Origin of the sequence: Stenotrophomonas sp. SMYL8 (genome assembly GCF_036320065.1) — a bacterium.
GTDB classification, from domain to species: Bacteria; Pseudomonadota; Gammaproteobacteria; order Xanthomonadales; family Xanthomonadaceae; genus Stenotrophomonas; species Stenotrophomonas maltophilia_A.
In genome coordinates, this window is the sequence record NZ_JAWIRR010000006.1 from 71,520 (window position 1) to 86,367 (window position 14,848).

A 14,848-nucleotide genomic window follows, 5' to 3' on the forward strand; every position below is an offset into this window, starting at 1 on the left:
GTGGAAGTGTGGGCAGTACAGTTACTTGCGACTGTACTGGATTGTAGCTGGGGTCGTTCCGCGCTGGATGCTTCCATACAGGTCCAGCCGGGCATCGTCCGGCATCTTCAGGAGTACAGGCGTGGAACGGTCGGCGAGTGGTTGGATCAATGGCTTCATCGGTGTAGTGATCTTCGCGGGCTCCCTGCCGGCCACCCGCCTGGCGGTGCTGCAGCTGGATGCCGGGTTCGTCACTGCCGCACGCGCCACCATCGCCGCCGTGCTTGGCCTGGGTCTGCTGCTTCTGCTGCGCCAGCCATGGCCGCGGCGCAATGACCTGCCGGGGCTGGTGGTGGTCAGCCTCGGCGTTGTGGTCGGCTTTCCGCTGCTGACGGCACTCGCGCTGCGCCATGCGTCGTCGGCGCATACCATCGTGTTCCTCGGCCTGTTGCCATTGAGCACTGCGATATTCGGCGTGCTGCGCGGCGGCGAGCGGCCGCGTCCTGCCTTCTGGCTGTTCTCGTTGCTGGGCAGTGCCTGCGTGGTCGGCTATGCGGTGCGCAACGGCATCGAGGCCTCGCTGCAGGCCGACCTGCTGATGCTGACGGCGATCGTGGTGTGCGGGCTGGGCTATGCCGAGGGTGGTCGGCTCGCCCGCCATCTCGGTGGCTGGCAGGTGATCAGCTGGGCGCTGCTGCTGGCGTTGCCGGTGATGCTGCCGCTGACAGTGCTGATGCGCCCGGCCTCGTTCACCGCGGTCGGTGCGTCGGCGTGGTGGGCGCTGGGCTACGTGGCGGTGTTCAGCATGCTGATCGGCTTCCTGTTCTGGTACCGCGGCCTGGCGCAGGGTGGCATCGCCGCTGTTGGCCAGCTGCAGTTGCTGCAGCCGTTCTTTGGCCTGGCCCTGGCTGCGCTGCTGCTGCACGAATCGGTCAGCCTCAGCATGGTGCTGGTGACCGTGGTCGCGGTGATCTGCGTGGCAGGCGCCCGCCGCTTCAGCCGCTGAGCGAAAAAGGGGACGGAGGGGATTAAGTCGTAACTGGCCACACTGTGCCTGAAACGACTTAATCCCCTCCGTCCCCTTTCCGACGATAGCGTGCGCGTATCGTGGAGGGCGGTGAACAGTATTGGCTGCGGCCTGCGTGCTTGGTTGAAGCTGGGCGCATGAAGCCGATCTCGCGTATTTCCTTCGAAGGCCAGGTGGGCCTGGTGACCGGCGCTGCCGGTGGACTGGGCCTGGCCTACAGCCGCCTGCTGGCCGAGCGCGGTGCACAGGTGCTGATGCATGACGTCGGCGCCGGTACCGACGGCCGCGGCGCCGATCCACAGCGCATCCTGCGCAGCGTCGAAGCGCTGCAGCGGCAGGGTTTGCCGGTGCAGGCCGCAAGCGGTCCCATCGACCATCGTGGCGGTTGCCATGCGCTGGTGCAGGAACTGCTGCAGGCGCATGGCCGCATCGATTTCCTGATCCACAATGCCGGCTGGGTCGAGTACCAGACGCTGGAAGCGATCGAGGACGATGCGCTGGAGCAGATGCTGTGCCTGGCGGCGAAGACGCCGTTGTGGCTGGCGCAGGCGGCGTGGCCGGCAATGCGCGCGGCGGGCGGTGGGCGCATCGTCATCACCACGTCCGATCGCGCGCTGTATCCGCAGTACGCACAGCGCGGGCTGTCCGCTTACGCGATGGGCAAGCTGGCGGCGCTGGGCCTGGTCAATGTGCTGGCGCTGGAGGGCGCCGAGCATGGCATCGTGGTCAATGCGGTTTCGCCGGTGGCAAAGACGCGCATGTGGGGCATCGAGGGTGAGCCCGATGAGCTGCATCCGGAAGCCGTTGCGCAGGGCGTGGCCTATCTGACGTCCACGCGCTGCCAGGACGGCGGCTGGGTGCTGCGCGCAAGCAATGGCCAGTTCCACGCACTGCGCCTGCAGGAGGCCGAGCATGTGGCGTATCCGCGGGATCTGCGCGCGGTCAGTGCCGACAGCATCGAGTCGGTGGCGCTGCAATGGCCAGCCATTGCCCGCGCCAGCGTGGACGCGCGCTGCTGAGGGCGTACCCTAGGCGGGTTCCCACTGCCTGCATCGAGATGATCGACCTGCGCCTGCTTCGCCAGTTCGTGGCCGTGGCCGAAGAGCTTCATTTCCACCGCGCCGCAGCCCGCCTGCACATGTCGCAGCCGCCGCTGACCGCGGCAATACGACGCTTGGAAGACGAACTCGGAAGTGAACTGATCGTGCGCGGCAACCGTACCCTGGGCCTGACCGTGGCCGGGCAGACGCTGTTGGTGGAGGCGCGGGCAACGCTGCAGCAGGCCGAGCAGGCATTGCAGCGCACGCGCGAAGCCGCCGCCGGACAGTCCGGCAGTCTGCGCGTGGGCTATGTGGGCAGTGCGCTGTATGGCCGGTTGCCGGGCCTGATCCGCCGCTTCCGCCAACAGTACCCGCAGGTGCAGCTGCATCTGCAGGAAGCGACCTCGCGTCAGCAGCAGCTGTGGCTGCGTGAGCAGCGCATCGATGTCGGCGTGCTGATTCCACCGATTCCCGCCGCCGAGCTGGTGCTGTACGACTTCGACCACGACCGCCTGGCGATTGCGCTGCCGCGTGCACATGCGCTGGCCAACGCGCCGGAGGTCAGCGTGGCGATGCTCGCCGATGAGCCGTTCGTTTCATGGCCGGCTGGAGAGGGCATCGGCTTCCACGCGCAGGTGTTGGGTCTGTGCACCGCGGCGGGCTTCACCCCGCGCGTGATGCAGGAAGCGCAGGGCATGCACGCGGTGCTGTCGCTGGTGGCGGTGGAGGCGGGCGTGGCGATCGTTCCGGCCAGCATGGCCAGCTTCCGCCCGCAGGAGATCGTCTATCGCGTGCTGGAGAGCGAAGCCGCCCGTTTCGCCCTGCAGTTCTGCATGAGGCCGGAACAACCGTCGCCGGTGCTGCGCAATTTCCTGCAGACGGCGGGCACCAACTGATTCTGTGGAGCTGCTATGCCTCGTCGCCGCGGAACAGGTTGGCAACGGCGTAGTCGATGAACACCCGCAGGCGTGCACTGGGATGGCGCCCACCGGGCCAGAGCAACGAGAACTGCCCCTGGTGCGTGGGCAGTGCTGGCAGTACCTGTTGCAGGCGGCCATCGGCCAGCGCATCGGCTGCGAGGAAGTCAGGCATCCAGGCCAGGCCTATGCAACCGATCGCAGCGGCCAGTACGGCCTCCATGTTGTTGCAGGTCATCGCGGTGGGAAGGCGCGCGCCGGCATCGCCTTCGATACCCGGCAGCTGCCACGGGTGCAGCTTTCCGGTGGTCGGGTAACGGAAGCGCAGCGCGGTATGCATGCGCAGCTCGCTCACATCACCGGGAATGCCATGGGCCTGCAGATAGCCCGGCGCCGCACAGAGGATGAAACGGAAGCCGCCCAGCCGCCGTGCGGTCAGGCTGGAATCGGCCAGTTCACCGCTGCGTATCACCGCGTCGAGGCCTTCGCTGACCACGTCGACGATGCGGTCGTTGAAGTCCAGCTCCAGCTGCACCTGCGGGTAGCGCTGCTGGAACCCCGGCAGTACCGGCAACAGGAAGCGGTAGCCGATGGTGGGCAGGCCGATGCGCAGCAGTCCACTCGGGGCGTGCTGTCGCTGCGCCAGATCCGCCTGTGCTTCGGAAAGTTCATCCAGTGCCCGCCGGCAGCGCTGCAGCAGGAGTTCGCCTTCGTCGGTGAGGTGCACGCGGCGGGTGGTGCGCTGGAACAGGCGCGTGCCGAGTTCCTGTTCAAGGCGGGCGATGCGCTTGCCCACGGCCGACGCGGAGAGGCCGAGGACGCGAGCGGCGCCGACGATGCTGCTTGCTTCGGCGGTACGGACGAAGGCCAGCAGGGCAGAGATGGAATCCATGCGGGGCATGATTGCGGAACATCGGGCCGCAATCAACGTCCATCGAGCCTGTTTTTCTGGAATAGCGGCCTGTCCATCATCAATGCCCCTGATGGATGGAGGCCCGCATGGCCCCGGTTTCGATGCTCCCCGTACCTTCCCACACACATCAGCGCTGGACGCTGCTCGCGGTCTGCCTGGCCGCGCTGGCGTTGCCGTTGTCCTTCTCGGCCGGTGCGGTCGCGGTGCCGGCGCTGGCCCGTTCCGCGGCGTCGTCGCCGACTGCGCTGGCCTGGGTGACCAACGCCTTCATGCTCACCTTCGGCAGCCTGTTGCTTGCTGCCGGTGGCCTGGCGGACCGCTATGGCCGACGGCGGTTGTTCCTGCTGGGTACCGCGGGCTTCAGCATCGCCACGGCCGTCGTCTGCCTTGCGCCCACGCTGCTGTGGCTGGATCTGGCGCGCGGGCTGCAGGGCGTTGCCGCTGCAGCGGCGCTGGCGTCCGGCACCGCTGCGCTGGCGCATGCCTGGCAGGGGCCGGTGCGTGCCCGTGTGTTCGCCCTGCTGGGCACCACATTCGGTGCGGGGCTGGCGCTGGGGCCGCTGCTCGCGGGTCTGCTGTTGCAGGCATTGGGATGGCGCAGTGTGTTCGCCGCGGGCGGTGTACTGACGCTGGCGGCGTTCGCCGTGGGCGCGCGCGCGTTGTCCGAAAGCCATGGCGAACGCGGGCGGCTGGATGTCGGCGGCATGCTGGGCTTCAGCCTGATGCTGGCGGCGTTGACCCTGGCCCTGCTGTGGCTGGGTGAGTTCGGCCTGCATGCCGTGCGCGTGCAGCTGGCGCTGTTGGCGACGCTGCTGCTGGGCGGAGCGTTCGTCTACATCGAACGACTGCACCGCTCACCGTTGCTGGACCTCTCGCTGTTCTCGCAACCGGCGTTCCTCGGTGTCCAGCTGCTGCCGGTCGCAACCTGCTTCGGCTACGTGGTGCTGCTGGTGGTGTTGCCTCTGCAGCTGCTGGGCGTGCATGCACAGAGCGCGACATTGGTCGGGCTGCAGATGCTGGCCCTGTCCGCGCCGATGCTGGTGCTGCCGATGCTGGCCGCGCGCTGGGCGGAACGCGTTGGAAGTACGCGGCTGTGTACGCTGGGCCTGCTGGTCTGTGCCTCTGGGTTGTACCTGTTGTCGCGCCACGCATCGCATCCGTCGCCGTCGCAGTGGGTGCCGTTGCTGATGCTGATCGGCGCTGGAACGGCCTTGCCGTGGGGCCTGATGGATGGGCTGTCGGTCAGCGTGGTGCCGGTGCAGCGTGCGGGCATGGCCGCCGGCATCTTCGGAACCGTGCGGGTGGCCGGTGAAGGCATCGCATTGGCCGCAGTCACGGCCTTGCTTGCGCTGCTGATCGGCCACCAGCTGCAGGGAGCATCGCCCGCATCGCTGGCGCGCGCCGGTGCCTATCTGGCAACGGGTGCGCATGCACAGGCGCAGGCACTGCTTCCGGCGATGAGCGGCGCACAGCTGCAGCAGGCCAGTGCCGAGGCGCTGGCGATACTGCTGCGTGTCCTGGCGCTGCTGACCGCCGCATGCGCGGTGCTGTTGCACCTGCTGCTGCAGCGGCCAGCGTTGGCCGTGATCAGAACCGATAGCTGATGGTGCCGGTCACCACGCGCGGGTAGCCGGCGAAGCAGTCGCCAAAGGTGCGGCACGGCGCGTAGTAGCGCTTGCCGGTGAGGTTGGTGATGTTCAACGCCATCGTCCAGTCGGTCACCTGCACTTCCAGCAATGCATCGGCCAGCGTGTAGCTGGGCGTGACGATGCGCCCGCCATTGCCCAGCGACACCGTGTTGCCGACATGGCGCACGCCCAGGCCCAGGCGCAGGCGTGCGGCATCGTCCAGTTGGAAGCCCTTCGAAACCCAGGCCGAGGCCAGGTCCTGCGGGGTGTCGTTGAGGCGCTGGCCCACTTCCAGTGCGAAGTTGCTGCGGCTGACCTCAGCCTCGTTGCGCGCAACGGCAGCGGTGATTGTGAGGTCGTTGGCGAACTGGAACTGCCCTTCCAGCTCCACGCCCTTGGAGCGGATCTGCCCGGTCTGCACCACGTTCAATACGTTGTCCGGGTCGTTGGTCTGCCGGTTGGTTTCGGTGATGCGGTACGCCGCCAGCGTCAGCAGCAGGTTGCGCGCCGGTTGCCACTTGATGCCGGCCTCGGACTGGCGGCCGCGCATCGGCTTGAAGGCGCTGCCGAACAGATCCTGGCCGGATACCGGCAGGAACGATTCGCTGTAGCTCAGGTAGGGCGAAACGCCCGCACCCAGTTCGCCGATCAGCCCGGCGCGGTAGGTGGTGGCATTGTCGGTCTGGCTGGGCTGGCCTTCGGTCTTCGAGCGTGCATGGTCGCGGCGCGCGCCCAGCACCAGCGAGACACGGTCGGCCCAGCGGATCTGGTCCTGCACATAGACACCCAGCTGGGTGGAGGTCTGGTCCGGCTGACGATCCCAGCCACGCACGATCGGTGCGACCGATACCGGGGTGTAGATGTCGATCGGCGTGCCGGTGGCGTCCAGCCGCTGCAGCTGCTCCTTGTATTGGCTGTAGTCCACGCCGGCCAGCAGCAGATGCTGGAAGGCACCGGTGGCGAAGTCGAACTGCAGCGCATTGTCGGCGCTGAAGATCTGCACGTCGGGGCGGGTGCCATAGGCCGTGCGGTTGACCACGCGGCGCTCGGCGTCGATGAAGGGATTTTCCGGATTGCTGTAGCTGTCCACGTACATCTGCTGCAGGGTGGTCCTGCCATCGATGTAACGCACTGCCGAGCGCAGGCTGAGCGTGTCGTTGAAGCTGTGGTCGAACAGCGCGGTCAGGCTGTAGACGCGCGAGTCGATGCGGTCGAAACCGGGATCGCCGATGAAGGTGGACGGGTCGAGGCGGCGTCCGGGCGGTGCAAGCAGGGTCGCGGCCAGCGGCAGGAACTGCTGGCTGGAGCCGGTCTTGTCATGCTGATAGCTGGCCAGCAGGGTCAAGGTGCTGCGATCACCGCGCCAGCTGATCGACGGTGCCAGATAGACGCGGTCATCCTTCAATACATCGGTCTGCATGTTCGATTCACGCACCAGCCCGACGAAGCGGCCGGCAAACGTACCGGCATCGTTCAATGCGCCGCCGATGTCACCCTGCAGCTGCCTGCGGTCGAAACTGCCGAGCTGCACGCCGACCTCGCCGTTGAGGGCGCCGAAGGTCGGGCGCTTGCTCATTGCATTGATGATGCCGCCGGTGGCGCCGGCACCATACAGCACCGAGGACGGGCCGCGCAGCACTTCCACCCGCTCCAGGCCATAGATTTCCGGGCGGGCGAGGGGGCTGAAACCGTAGCTGCGGCGCAGGCCATCCTGGTACTGCACCGGGTCCAGCCCGCGCACCGAGGTGGCATCGTTGCGGGTATCCAGCCCCCACGCATCGGCGGTGACGCCGGCGCTGTAGCGCAGCACTTCCTGCAGGTTGTGCGCGCCGCGATCGGTGAACAGCTGCTGGGTGACCACGCTGATCGCCTGCGGCGTCTCGGTCAGGGCGGTGTCGGTCTTGGTCGCGGTGCTGGCCCGCTCGGCCACCACCGTTACCTTGTCCAGGGTGCGCGCCGCCGGGGTGTCCTGGGCCTGGGCGATGGCCGAGGCCAGCAGGGTGGGCAGGGCGAGCGTGTACAGCAGCGGACGCGACGGCAGAGCGGGCATCGGGAGTGATCCGGGAAGGGCGGTGACGGCGGATTATCCGGATGCCCGCCCTCAAATACAAATGATTCCCAAGTGCGATTGTGGCGCCCTGGCCCGGCGTCAGGGCAGGCCGTCCGTCGCGCCGCGGATGCTCATCCAGGCGCCGCCACCGGGGGCGCTGCCGGCGCGGACACGGAAGCCGTGCAGGCCGGCAATGGCGGCCACGATCGACAGGCCCAGGCCGAATCCAGGCCCCTGGCCGGCGCTGCTGCCACGGAAGAAGCGCTGGTAGATCAGCGTGCGGTCCTGTGGCGGAATGCCCGGCCCGTTGTCGATCACATCGATCCTCGGGGCGCCGTGATCATCGACCGCACGCAGCAGGATGCGGCCGTGTGCAGGGGTGAACTGCAGGGCATTGGACAACAGGTTGGCCAGCGCTTCGAACAGCAGCTCGCGGTCGCCACGCAGCGGGCCCACCTTCGGGTCCACCTGCAGCTCCAGCAACTGCTGCTTCTCTTCGGCCAGCGGCAGGTAGAACTGGTGCAGTTCCTGCAGCAGCTCGGTGACGTCGACCGCGTCGAAGGCCGAACGTCGCTGGTGGCTCTCCAGTTCCGACACCCGCAGCAGCGCGGCGAAGCGCGCCATCAGCATGTCAGTCTCGGCCAGCGCCTTGTCCAGTGGATCGGCATGCGGGTCCCGTTCGTCCAGGCCCACGCGCATGCGGTACAGGTGGGCACGCAGGCGGGTCAGGGGCGTGCGCAGGTCGTGGGCAATGCTGTCGCACACGCCCTTGACCTCGGTCATCAGCTGTTCGATGCGTTCCAGCATTGCATTGACGATGCTCGACAGCCGATCGATCTCGTCGCGACGGCTGGAGACCGGCAGGCGCTGGCCGAGGTCGCCGGCAACAATGCGGTTGGTGGCCGCTTCGATCTGCTGGATCCGTTTCAACGGGCGCCGGCGCAGCAGATGCCAGCCCACCAGGCCGGGAATGACGGTCAGCGACACGCCCCACAGCAGTGCATCAAGGATGATGCTGTTGACCGCCATGAGCTTGCCGTTCTGGCGCACGAATACCAGCGTGCGGCCATCGCGGGTCACCACGCCGAGCGCACTGCCGCCGTTGTCGTGGCGGCCATCGGCCAGCGTCCAACCGTCCACCGCATGCGAGTTGCCATCCAGCGGCAGTCCCTCGGGGATCGCTGTCAGCGGGCCCGCCATCGGCATGCCGGCCTTGTCGAACAACCCATAGGTATAGACCTGGTGCAGATCGAAGCGCTGGCTGTCACGCAGCGCTTCATCCAGTGCCGGTCCGTCGAAGCTCATGAACAGGTGCGCGCGCTGCTGCAGGCCCGATTCGGTCAGGTCACTGAGGTAATCCGAGATGCGCCAGTACATCACGCCCAGCAGCAGGCTCGACCACGCCACGAACAGGATGCAGTACAGGCCCAGCAGTCTGCTGCTGGAAGAGCGCCAGTGGTCAGGATTGCGCGTCGAAGACATAGCCGGTTCCACGGACGGTCATGATCGGCTGCGGCCGGCCAGGTTGTTCGATGCGCTTGCGCACGCGACCGATATGCACATCGATCAGGTTGGTGCCCGGATCGAAGTGGTAGCCCCAGACTTCCTGGAACAGCATGCTGCGGGTGACCACCTGGCCGGCGTTGCGCACCAGGAATTCGAGCAGCTTGAACTCGGTCGGCAGCAGCGCGATTTCATGCCCGCCGCGTCGCGCCGAACGGGTCATCAGGTCCAGTTCCAGGTCGCCGGCACGCAGCACGTTGTCGATGGCTGCGGCCTGGCCCTGGCGCCGGATCAGCACTTCCACGCGTGCGGCCATCTCATCGGAGGCGAAGGGCTTGGTCAGGTAGTCGTCGCCACCGGCGCGCAGGCCACGCACGCGTTCATCCACGTCCGACAGTGCGCTGATCATCAGCACCGGCGTGGTGATGCCCTCACGGCGCAAGGCGGTGACCAGGGCCAGCCCGTCGATGCCGGGCAGCATGCGGTCCAGGGTGATCACCGCGTAGTCGCCTGCACGTGCCAGCGCCAGGCCGTTGCTGCCGTCGCTGGCCAGGTCCACGTCGAAGCCGTGGCTGCGCAGTTCGGTGGCGATCTCCTCGGCAGTGACAAGATCGTCCTCGATGGTGAGTACGCGCGGCATGGGCCAGTGTGCAGAGTGGGACAGGGGCATCCTCGCAATCGTGGGCAGCGACTGCAAATGAAAAATGTTTCATGCGCCATTTAGCAGGATCGTGCCGCCACGTCTTCTATATTCGGCGCCGAACGCTCCCCCACGCGTGGAACCTGCAGCCGATGATCCTTCCGAACCCCTCCCGTCCGTACCGTGCCTGGCGGCTGCCGCGAACCGCGGGCCTGCCGCTGCTGGCGCTCGCCCTGGTGGGGCTGCTCAGCGCCTGCGGCAAGGACGCGCCCAAGCCCGGCGCGACGACGCCTGAGGTGACGGTACTGACCCTGCGCAGCCAGCCGCTGGCACTGCAGCAGGAACTGCCTGGGCGCAGCGTTGCCTCGCAGGAATCGGACGTGCGTCCGCAGGTGGATGGCGTGCTGGTGAAGCGGTTCTTCGAGCAGGGCCAGTGGGTGAAGGCCGGGCAGCCGCTGTTCCAGATCGAGCCCGCGCTGTACCAGGCGGCGCTGAACGAGGCGCAGGCCAACCTGAAGACCGCCGAGGCCGCTGCGGTGACCGCGCGCCTGCGGGCGCAGCGCATGCAGGCGTTGGGCAAGGACCAGCTGGCCGCGCGCCAGGACGTGGACGATGCGATCGCCAGCGACCAGCAGGCTGCCGCCGCGGCGCAGGCCGCACAGGCCGCGCGTGACACGGCCAGCACACGGCTGGGGTTTGCCACGGTGACCTCGCCGATTGCCGGGCGCATCGGCCGCGCGCTGTTCACGCCGGGTGCGCTGGTCACCTCGGGCCAGGCCGATCCACTGGCACGGGTGCAGCAGATGGACCCGATGAACGTGGACATCACCCAGTCCAGCAATGAGTACCTGGCACTGCGCCGCGCCATCGCCGACGGTGGCGTGCAGGCCGACACAGCACCGGTGCGGCTGCGCCTGTCCGATGGCACCGACTACCCGCTGCCCGGCACGCTGGAATTTGCCGATGTGGACGTGCAGCAGGAAACCGGCAGCATCACCCTTCGGGCGCGTTTCCCCAACCCGGATGGGCAGCTGCTGCCGGGCATGTACGTGCGCGCATTGGTGGGGCAGGGGACCCGCCAGCAGGCGCTGCTGGTGCCACAGGCGGCGGTCGATCGCAGCCCCAAGGGCGAGGCGCAGGTGTGGCTGGTGGACAAGGACGGCAAGGCGCGGCTGCGCCTGTTCCGCACCGCGCGTGCGGTGGGCGATCAGTGGCTGGTGCTCGATGGCCTGGCCGCCGGGGAGCAGGTAGTGGTAGCCGGCGCGCAGGGCCTGGCCGATGGCATGACGGTGCGGGTGAAGCCGGCACCGGCACCGGTCGGGAAGGACTGAGCAGATGCTGCCGCGCTTCTTCATCCATCGCCCGGTATTCGCCTGGGTCCTGGCGATCTGCATCATGGCCTTCGGCACCATCGCGGTGACCCAGCTGCCGGTGGAGCAGTACCCGGACATCGCGCCGCCGCAGGTCAACATCACCGCGAACTACACCGGTGCCTCGGCACAGACGGTGGAAGACAGCGTCACCCAGGTGATCGAACAGCAGATCAAAGGCATCGATCACCTGTTGTATTTCTCGTCCACCAGTTCGTCATCGGGGCAGGCGCGCATTACGGTCACCTTCGACCAGAGCGCCAACCCGGATATCGCCCAGGTGCAGGTGCAGAACAGCGTCAATCAGGCGATCAACCGGCTGCCGCAGGAAGTGCAGCAGCAGGGCGTGACGGTCGCCAAGTCGCAGGGCGATTCGCTGATGGTGGTCTCGCTGTACGACACCAGCCGGCGCATGGAGCGCGTGGACGTCTCCGATTTCCTTGTCAGCAATGTGCAGGATCCGATCAGCCGCATTCCCGGTGTCGGCGAGATCAACGTGTTCGGCTCGGCTTACGCAATGCGCGTGTGGCTGGATCCGCACAAGCTGCGCGCCTATGACCTGATGCCGTCGGACGTTCGCGCTGCGATCCAGGCGCAGAACACCCAGGTGACGGCGGGTGAGCTGGGCGCGATGCCGTCCAGCCCGACGCAGAGCCTCAACGCCACGGTCACCGCGCAGTCGCGCCTGCAGACGCCCGAACAGTTCCGCGCGATCATCCTGCGCACGCTGCCCAATGGCGCGGCGGTGTTGCTGGGCGACGTCGCACGGGTCGAGATCGGCGCGGAGAACTACCAGACCAGCAGCTATCTCAATGGCTATCCGGCGGCTGGCTTCTCGGTCACTCTGGCCTCCGGCGCCAATGCGTTGGCCACGGCCGATGCGGTGCGCGCGGAGATCGAGCGGCTGCGGCCGACTTTCCCGCCCGGCCTGCAGGTGGCCTACCCACGTGACAGCACACCGTTCGTGCGGGTCTCGATCGAGGGGGTCATCCATACCCTCATCGAAGCCATCGTGCTGGTGGTGGTGGTGATGTTCCTGTTCCTGCAGAACCTGCGCGCCACGCTGATTCCGGCGATCACGGTGCCTGTGGTGCTGCTGGGCACGTTCGGCGTGCTGGCCGTTGCCGGATTCACCATCAACACACTGACCCTGTTCGCGATGGTGCTGGCGATCGGGCTGCTGGTCGACGATGCGATCGTGGTGGTGGAGAACGTGGAGCGCATCATCCACGACGAGCATCTGCCGCCGCGCGAAGCGACCGAAAAATCGATGGGCGAGATCACCGGCGCGTTGATCGGCATCACCGTGGTGCTGGGCGCGGTGTTCCTGCCGATGGCGCTGTTCGGTGGTTCCACCGGCATCATCTACCGGCAGTTCTCGATCACGATTGCGTCTGCCATGGCATTGTCGGCGCTGGTGGCGCTGACGCTGACCCCGGCGCTGTGCGCGACCCTGCTCAAGCCGTCTTCGGCGCAGAAACCGCAGGGCCGCTTCTTCCGGGCGTTCAACCGGGGCGTCGAGCGCAGCCAGTTGGCCTACCAGGGCAGACTCGGCGGCGTCGTCTCCCGGCCGCGGCGTTGGATGGCGTTTTACCTGCTGCTGGTGGTCGCCATGGTCGCGCTGTACGCGCGCATGCCCACCGGCTTCCTGCCGGTGGAAGACCAGGGCCAGGTCACCTTCCAGTTCTCCACGCCGGAAGGCACGCCGATGGCACGTACCGAAGCGCTGGGCGAGCAGATCAGCCGCTACTTCATGGAGCACGAGAAGCAGAACCTGGATGTGGTGTTCGTGGTGGTCGGACGCAACAATGCCGGCACCGGCCAGAACGCGGGGCAGGGCTTTCTCGCACTTAAACCCTGGGATGAGCGCACGGGCGACAACACCGCTGCAGCGATCATCACACGCGCCAATGCCTACTTCCGCAGCTTGCCGGATGCCAAGGTCAATGTACTGGCACCGCCGGCGGTGCGTGGACTGGGCCAGTCCAGCGGCTTCGAACTGTGGCTGCAGGACACCAGCGCGGCCGGGCGCGTGGCCCTGCAGGCGGCGCAGGAACAGGTGGTGCGCGCGGCCGGCGAAGACGACGGGCTCACCTCGGTGCGCCTGAACGGTCTGGGCGACAAGGCCGAGCTGCGGCTGGACATCGACCATGCCCAGGCCAGCGCACTGGGCCTGGCCCAGGCCGACATCAATTCAACGTTGTCCGCGGCCTGGGGCGGCAGCTACATCAACGATTTCCTCGACCGTGGCCGGGTCAAGCGGGTCTACATGCAGGGCGACCAGCCCTACCGCAGCGTGCCCGACGACATCGGCCAGTGGTATGTGCGCGGTGGCAACGGCCAGATGGCGTCGTTCGCCAGTTTCGCCAGCAGCCACTGGGCACGCGGGCCGCAGCTGCAGCAGCGCTTCAATGGCCTGCCGGCGATGCAGATCCAGGGCAGCGCCGCCGAAGGCCGCAGCTCGGGCGAGGCGATGCAGCGCATGCAGGCGCTGGTTGCCGATCAACCCGGGTTCGACCTGCAGTGGAGTGGCCTGTCCTACCAGGAACAACTGGCCAGCAACCAGACGTTGTGGCTGTACATCGCCTCCATTGCCTTCATCTTCCTGTGTCTGGCAGCGCTCTATGAGAGCTGGACGGTGCCGGTGGCAGTGGTGCTGGTGATCCCATTGGGCGTGATTGGTACCGTGCTGGCGACCACCGCGGCCGGGTTCGTCAACGACATCTACTTCCAGGTGGGGCTGCTGACCACCATCGGCCTGTCGGCCAAGAACGCGATCCTGATCGTGGAGTTTGCCGAGGCCCGCTATCGTGCCGGCAGTTCAGCGGTGGAAGCGGCCCTGCAGGGCGCACGCCTGCGCCTGCGCCCGATCGTGATGACGTCGTTGGCCTTCGTGGCCGGGGTGATCCCGTTGGCGTTGGCCACCGGCGCGGGCGCAGTCAGCCGCCGTGAAATCGGCATGAGCGTGATCGGCGGCATGGTCTCCGGCACGGTGCTGGCAGTGGTGCTGGTGCCGTTGTTCTTCGTGCTGGTGCGCCGCCTGGGCCGGTCACGGCCGCAGGACTGAGGGGGGCGCGGCTGTCATCTGGCTGCCGCAGCACCCTCACCCGTTCTTTGCCCAGGTGCCGCTAGCGTAGGTCGTCCCCGTCCCCCACGGAGACCTGCCATGTGGCTGCTTGATCATCTCTGGCCCGGCCGCAGACCTGTTCCTCCCCCGGTCGCCACCGAACCGCAGGCGACGCCCCGCCGGCCCTGGCTGAAGCGCCCGGTGCGGGCAGGCCGCAGCGGCATGGCCCCCTGGCAGAAGGTTGCCGCACCGCCACGGCGCACGCGCCACTAACCGGTGCGGTCGGCGGGATGGTTGACCCCATCGTTGACCGGGATCACACCCAGCGCGAACGGGTCGATGCCTTCCAGGCAGGCCACGTTGTAGCCGTACTGTTCCGGGTTGGAGCGGCGCCGGTGATGGGTGTAGATGCCGCACACGCCACAGAAATAGTGCTCGGCCACATGGGTGTTGAACTGGTACCGCTGCAGGTGGTTCTGCCCGCGCACCACCTGCAGGCCCGCGCGGCTGACGCTGGCGGCAATGGCCCCCCGGCGCCGGCACATCGAGCAGTCGCAGCGGCGGGGTTCGACAATACCGTCCGGCAGGTCCAGCAGCAGTTCGACCGTGCCGCAGTGGCAGGTGGCTCGGTGCCGGGGTTGGACCGGAACGCCGGCCACGGAAGTGATGCCCATCGTTGCTCCTGTGAAGTGAACCTGGCCGCAGAGGCCGCCG

At 67.5% G+C, this 14,848-nt stretch carries 11 protein-coding genes; 6 read left to right on the plus strand and 5 right to left on the minus strand.

The window, feature by feature from the left end; genetic code table 11:
- Positions 1–121 precede the first annotated feature (121 nt).
- From V3B25_RS07460 to V3B25_RS07470, 3 genes are all read left to right on the plus strand, one after another.
- Complete coding sequence (locus V3B25_RS07460) at positions 122–985, plus strand: DMT family transporter (RefSeq protein ID WP_329810400.1); 864 nt, start codon at positions 122–124, stop codon at positions 983–985.
- Between the two features lie 158 nt (positions 986–1,143).
- Positions 1,144–2,025 carry an SDR family NAD(P)-dependent oxidoreductase gene (locus V3B25_RS07465; RefSeq protein ID WP_329810401.1) on the plus strand — a complete coding sequence of 294 codons (882 nt, stop codon included), beginning with the start codon at positions 1,144–1,146 and terminating at the stop codon, positions 2,023–2,025.
- Between the two features lie 38 nt (positions 2,026–2,063).
- Positions 2,064–2,942, plus strand: coding sequence for a LysR family transcriptional regulator (locus tag V3B25_RS07470; protein ID WP_071228038.1), 879 nt, complete (start codon positions 2,064–2,066; stop codon positions 2,940–2,942).
- 13 nt (positions 2,943–2,955) lie between these two features.
- Here V3B25_RS07470 and V3B25_RS07475 read toward each other — a convergent pair whose 3' ends face one another.
- Complete coding sequence (locus V3B25_RS07475) at positions 2,956–3,855, minus strand: LysR substrate-binding domain-containing protein (RefSeq protein ID WP_329810402.1); 900 nt, start codon at positions 3,853–3,855, stop codon at positions 2,956–2,958.
- A 107-nt stretch (positions 3,856–3,962) separates the two neighbouring features.
- Between V3B25_RS07475 and V3B25_RS07480 the strand changes: the two genes are divergently transcribed.
- Positions 3,963–5,480 (plus strand): MFS transporter, encoded by a 1,518-nt coding sequence (locus V3B25_RS07480; protein WP_329810403.1) that lies wholly within the window; start codon positions 3,963–3,965, stop codon positions 5,478–5,480.
- On the opposite strand, the gene V3B25_RS07485 is transcribed toward V3B25_RS07480, so the two are convergent.
- The 3 genes from V3B25_RS07485 to V3B25_RS07495 all read right to left on the minus strand — a co-directional run bounded on the left by V3B25_RS07485 (position 5,464) and on the right by V3B25_RS07495 (position 9,697).
- On the minus strand, positions 5,464–7,554 hold the full coding sequence (locus tag V3B25_RS07485; protein ID WP_329810404.1) for a TonB-dependent siderophore receptor: 2,091 nt from the start codon (positions 7,552–7,554) through the stop codon (positions 5,464–5,466). The two genes, V3B25_RS07480 and V3B25_RS07485, sit on opposite strands and share 17 nt — an antisense overlap.
- 99 nt (positions 7,555–7,653) lie before the next feature.
- On the minus strand, positions 7,654–9,036 hold the full coding sequence (locus V3B25_RS07490; RefSeq protein ID WP_329810405.1) for a HAMP domain-containing sensor histidine kinase: 1,383 nt from the start codon (positions 9,034–9,036) through the stop codon (positions 7,654–7,656).
- Positions 9,014–9,697 (minus strand): response regulator transcription factor, encoded by a 684-nt coding sequence (locus V3B25_RS07495; RefSeq protein WP_100437437.1) that lies wholly within the window; start codon positions 9,695–9,697, stop codon positions 9,014–9,016. Before V3B25_RS07495 ends, V3B25_RS07490 begins: the two co-directional genes overlap by 23 nt.
- 152 nt (positions 9,698–9,849) lie before the next feature.
- On the opposite strand from V3B25_RS07495, the gene V3B25_RS07500 reads away from it, so the two are divergent.
- Together V3B25_RS07500 and V3B25_RS07505 are read left to right on the plus strand one after the other, a co-directional pair.
- Positions 9,850–11,028, plus strand: a complete 1,179-nt coding sequence (locus tag V3B25_RS07500) for an efflux RND transporter periplasmic adaptor subunit (RefSeq protein WP_329810406.1) — start codon at positions 9,850–9,852, stop codon at positions 11,026–11,028.
- Between the two features lie 4 nt (positions 11,029–11,032).
- Positions 11,033–14,134: an efflux RND transporter permease subunit gene (locus V3B25_RS07505; RefSeq protein WP_329810407.1), complete on the plus strand. Its 3,102-nt coding sequence runs from the start codon at positions 11,033–11,035 to the stop codon at positions 14,132–14,134.
- Between the two features lie 269 nt (positions 14,135–14,403).
- Here V3B25_RS07505 and V3B25_RS07510 read toward each other — a convergent pair whose 3' ends face one another.
- Positions 14,404–14,808, minus strand: coding sequence for a GFA family protein (locus tag V3B25_RS07510; RefSeq protein ID WP_049421554.1), 405 nt, complete (start codon positions 14,806–14,808; stop codon positions 14,404–14,406).
- Between the last annotated feature and the right edge of the window lie 40 nt (positions 14,809–14,848).